The 5,706-nt window shown below is 60.9% G+C and carries 1 protein-coding gene; it reads right to left on the reverse strand.

The window, feature by feature from the left end:
• The coding region (locus tag ACIPL2_RS34880) for a filamentous hemagglutinin N-terminal domain-containing protein (protein WP_401365309.1) at positions 1-5,601 on the reverse strand (5,601 nt) is incomplete at its 3' end.
• Positions 5,602-5,706 lie beyond the last annotated feature (105 nt).

Below are 5,706 nucleotides of genomic sequence, written 5' to 3' on the forward strand. Positions count from 1 at the left end.
ACCGGCGACGATGTTACTGCTGACCCCGGTGGCGCTGGCACTTTCTTGCATGTTGCTGTTATGCCAGGCAAAGCCGCTTTCTTCGGTGTCCTTGTGCGAGGAGGAGACCTCCTTGACATCGTTCATGATCAGGTTGGTCGCATCCACGGCCACCCGCACCGCGGCGACGTCGGCCCCGGTCAGCACCACATCGTTGCCCGCCGTGAGGTGGACCGTGGAGGCCGAGCCGCTGCCGATGATATCGCCGGTGCTGCGCGAGACCAGCGAGCCATCCTTGTCATAGGTCATGGTGGTGGTGGCGGTGATGTCGCCGCCGGCCTTGACCTGTACATGATTGCCTTTGATCGTGGCGCCCTGGTTGTTGACATCACCGGCCGCATCGATGACCAGTTTGCCGCCATCGGCGCTGGCGTAGATGCCGCCCTGGCTGCCGCCGGTGGCCTGGTTGTTGACATCGCCGCTGCTGGTGATGGTGACGTCCTGGCCCTTGACCACGCCGTTGACGTTGTTGAAGTCGGTGTTGTCGGTCGTGAGGCTGCCGCCGGCCTGGATCACCGAATCCGCTTCTTTGGTGTTGGCCATGGCTTCGAGCGTGGCCGGGCAGTAATACACCTTCGGCACCAACACCAACACGCCATCGACCACTTCCGGTTCGTACCAGACGATGTCCAGTTCCAGGCTGTCATATTGCTCCTGGGTCAGGGGCACGCCCACGGTGAGGCCCAAGCGCTCGGCTTCAACCCCGGCGTTGTCCATGAGCATCTTGGTCATGTCGGTACCGGACACCCCGTAGGTCACGGTCATGTAAGTACCCGACGTGGCCTGGATGGTCTGGTTGATCATCATGTTGTCAAAATACGCATCACCGATCACCGACACCGGTGCGTCGGCGTGATAACCCACGCTCTCGAAAAAGTACGAGGAACCGTAAAACTGGCTCTGGTCCACGTACTCGATGCGTGTTTCATACAGCGGCACGATCGGGGTCATCGTGGCGGAGCCGTTGGCGCCATTCTGTTTGGCTTCCAGGCCAGCCGCGGCAAACGCATCGGGGTCGAAAGGCGCCGGCTTGGTCGATTGTTGAAACAACAAATCGTTGTTGACCAGGTTGTCCTGGACGTAGCTGGGGTTCATCGCGTTTTCGAGCTCGGACAACGGCGCCTTGGGGTCGAAGGCATTTTTGTAGGCATAGTCACTGTCGAAATCACCGGCAATGGCCGTGGTGTCGTTTTTCCCGATACTGACGTCGACGGTTTTTTGCTCGACGAGCCCGCCACCGTTTTCAAAGGAGCCACCGGTGTGCACGAAGTTGCCACCGGAGGCAATCTCCGATTGGGTGGAGGCATAATAGGACTTGACCGGGTCCGGGCTTTCGCCCTTGACATACGCGTCCCAGCGCTTGGACAGGGTGTCATAGTCCTGGGTCCGCCAATCGGCGCCCAGGGTCGCGGCCATGACCTGATTGAACTTCGGATCGTCGATGTTCTTCAGCGCGTTGACGGTGTCGCCATCATAATAGTTATAGGCGCCCCAGATCTTATGTTTGTCATCGCCGGTAAAGACTTCGTCCAGCATGGCCCACATGCTTGGGTAAGTCGCCGTCGTGGGATCGTTCCACGCCAGCTTATCCTTGACGGTGATGGTGATGGTGCTGGGGGTCTTCAGGTAGGTCGACAACGCCAGGTCGTCGTGTGAGGTCATGTTTTTCAGGTTGCCGTCGATGGCCATGTTACCGCTGGCGACAATCAGGCCGTCCTGGTTGGTCACGTTCGAGCCGGTGCCCTTGTTGGCGCCCTGGTTGATCGCGACATTGCCGCCACTTTCCATGACCGCCTGCTTGGTGGTGCGGTCAGAGCTGTAGGTCGGCAGGTCCATGGAGATCCACATCTCGTCATAGCGCGCATCGTGGTACCACTTGTAATACCCGGACGTGGTGGTCGGCGGCCCCTGCACCAGCCCGCCGGTGCTGATGCCCTGGTTGGTGATGTTGGCCGCTTCCAGGGTCAAATCACCGCCGGCGCTGATACGCCCGGCGTAGTTGAGGATGTCATGGGCGGTCAGCGAGATGGCATCGCCGGCCATGATCAGGGCATCTTCCAGGTTGTTGATCGCCGTACCGGCCTTGAGGACGATGTCATCGGCCGCCCAGATCAGCGAGTGGGTGTTGTTGACAATCGACTCGCTGGCAGTCACATACAGGCTTTTGCCGGTCACGATGGCGTCATTGTTTTGCACTTTGCCGCTGGCATTGATCTGAATGCTGCCGGGGTTGTTCAGCGCGTCGTTGACCGTGACGTCGTGGGCGTTGAGGGTCAACAATTGCGCGGCCACGGGGGCTTTTTGCGTCGAGGACAGGGTCAGGTCACCGCCATGCTTGATGGTCAGGGTGGCGGTGTCCTGGGAGGCAATATTGCCCGTGTTGGTATAGGTGTCGGTGGCAATGCTGACATCCTTGCCGGCGAGGATTTCGCTGCTCGAGGCGGCAAAGTTCTTGCTGTCGACCGTGACGCTGTTGGACGCCTTGATGGAGCCGCCGCTGGTGTTTTTGAAGTTGTTGCTGGCCGTCAGGGTGAGGTCATCGCCCAGCAGTTTGGCGCTGTTCTGGTTGGTGATGTCCACCGCTTGCACAGCCAGGGTGGAGCCGGACATGACCGCACCGTCGGTGTTGGTCACCGAACCATTCAGCGCCTTGACCTGCACGCTGTCCTGACCGACGATCGTGGCATCCTTGGCGTTGAGCACATTCTGACTGGCATTGATCGCCACCTGGTCCGCGGTAATCGCCGCGGCCTCGGTATTGGTCACGTTGGTGCCGGTGATGCTGACGCTGGCGTCACTGTCGATCAGCGCCCCGCTGGCATTGGTCACGTCGCCGTTGGCCGAGATCTTGACCTCGTTGGCGCCATAGATGATGGCATCGGTATCGTTGGTCACCGAGCCCTGGCTGTTGAGCGCCACCCCGGTCTCGGCATACACCAGGCTGCCGGCGCTGTTGTGCAGGTTACCCAGGCTGTTGATGGCAATCGAATCGCCATAGACGATGGACGATGGACCGGAAAAATCCACATCCCCGGCACTGTTGATGACCAAGTCGCTGGCCACGATCATCGAGTCGTTGTTGACCACCTTCGCTGCATCGATCGCCACGTCACCGCCGATGATCTGCGCCCCGTTGGTATTCGACACCGTGCCACCGGCATTGATGTTGACCTGGGTGCCGGCGGTGATCACCGAGGCGTCGTTGACCACGTCGCCGGTGACGTCAATATCCACCAGCTGCGAGGCGCCAATGGTCGCGCCGTTTTCATTGGTCAACGAATCGCCCTTGAGGGTGATCACCTCGCCGGAAATGGCCACGCCCGCGCCGTTGGTCAGCGTACCATCGGTCAGCAGGTCAACCCGCTTCGCCCCGTAGACGATGCCGCCGTTGCTCAGCGATTCCTGCGCCTCGATATGGGCCGTATTCTCAGCCCGCACCAGGGTATTGGCGCTGCTGGTGTAGCTGTTTTTGGCGACGACGTTGACGTCATGGCCGGCGGTCATCGAGCTGCCAACATTGGCGATGACGTCAGTCGCCGTGACGTGCAGGTCCTTGCCCACGACAATTTTGCCCGCGCTTTCCAGGGTGCCGGTGATTTGCAGGGTGGCGCTGCCGCCGGCGCTCATGGTCGAGTCCCCGCCCAGCGACAACGCGTTGAGCACCACCAGCAAGTCGCCACCGCTGTACATTTCGCCATCGGAACTCAGGTGGACGGTGCTCCCCGGCGCCTGCTGCACCTGCAGGTTCTTGCCGCCGCTGATCGAGCCGTGCACGCCGTTGCTGCTGTCATTGCCCAGCGTCAGGTTCATGTCGCCGGCCGCGCCCAAGCCGGCATCGTTGGTCAGGGTCCCGGCCTGGACATTGGCATCGCCGCCGGCCAGAAAACCGATGCACAAGGTCTGGTTAATGCCGGTGCACAGGTTTTCCAGCACATCGGCGACTAGATTCAAGTCGCCCTTGGTGGCCACAATGCCCTTGTTCACCAGGTGCTGCGCGGTGATGTTGATGCCGCTTTTGCCGGTGTCCTGGATCACCCCGCCATCGTTGAGGAAGTTATCGGCCTCAATCGAGACGCCGTTGGCCGACAGAATCATGGCCGTGGCGGACAGGGTAAAGCTGGTGCTGTAGTCCGTCTCGTTGATCTTCACCATCAACTGGCCGTTGTGCAGCATCAGCGGCTGACTGGCCGGGAACGGATTGCCCGCCGAGTCCACGGCCACCAGGGTACCGCTCAAGGTGAAGTTACCGACCTTGATCGTGATCGCGCTCACCGAGCCGGTCCCGGCGGCCTGGGTGGCAATCAGGTTGGCGCTCTGAATCAGCAGATCACTGGCGGTAATCTGCAAGGTCTCGCCTTTGATGTCGTTGCTGACCGTGATGCCATGGCCGGCCTGCAGGGTCACCGCTTTTTGCGCGTCAATGCCCTGGCCCGCCGTGCCATTGCCGATGGCAATCGAACCGGTGGTGTCGATCCCGACCTTGCCGCCGGCCACCAGCGTGGCCAGGCCCACGTCGCCATTGGCCGAAATGGCAATGTCAGCGCTGGACTTGATCAGCCCCTGGTGACGCACCCCGGCCCCACTTTCGGTACTGGTCAGGGAAATATTGTGGCCGTACATCGCGCCGGCCAGTCCGCCGTCAATGGCAAATTCCGGGGTGTTGGCGCCGGAGGTGCTGTTGACCGTCGTGGTGCGCGTCGCCGCGTTATAGGTGTTCAGACCCGCCACCAGGCTGATGTCGGTCTTTTGATCCGCCGAGCCCACCGCGCCTTGCAATTCGATGCTGCGCGCCACCACGTCGAAGTAGGTCAGGCCGCTGGTGTCGACCCCGCCGGCTTCGATTTTGACCTTGCCACCCTCGACCAGAAATTGCAGGCCATCGGGCGAATCCACGGCTTTGCCGGTGGTGGTGGTCAGGCTGTTGGCATTGATCGTCGACACGCCATTGAGGCTGATGCCGTTCTGGTTGGAGATGATCAGGTCCGCCGTGCCGCCGAACACCTCCAGGGCGCCGGACAGGCTGCTCGGGTTGGTGCCGGTGACATCGACCAGAATGGCGCTGGCCTGATGGTTCAGGTTGGGGTTGTTCATGGTGTACCCGCCAATCTGCGAGACACCGTCGGTCATGCTGTTGTTGAAAATGACGCCCGGCTGCACCACGTCAAAACTTTGGAACTGGTTGTGGGACAAGCCTTTGGCGTTTGGATCGACAATGTTGATCACCGGCACGCCGTTGGCCGAGGACGACATCCCCGGGGTGTTGGCCCCGCCATTGGGGTCGACCACCATGTCGGCGAAGGTTACGCCCGGCAGCAACGCGGCGGTGGCCAGAATGCGCCACAACATGGCGCCCTTGAGCCCGCCACGGCGGGCGTCGGGGCGAATCACCGTCAGCAGGCTGGCAAACAGCGACTGCAACTGAAAGCCCGGCGCGCAAGGGGCGGCGTGGCCCAGAACCTGGCCGCCCTGGCGACCTTTGCCGGTGGTGGTGGTGATTTCGGCCACCGGGATCAAAAAGCCCAGGGGTTTGCTGAAGATCAAACGAAAACAATGGCGGTTCATGTGTCACCTACAAAGTGAAGCGGGTTACTCGCATTAATAGAAAATACTGACGCTGACATACGTGATGTAAGGCGAGGTATTGGATTGGATAAAGTCAGGGGTAAT

The organism is Pseudomonas sp. NPDC086251, from assembly GCF_044746405.1.
GTDB lineage: Bacteria > Pseudomonadota > Gammaproteobacteria > Pseudomonadales > Pseudomonadaceae > Aquipseudomonas.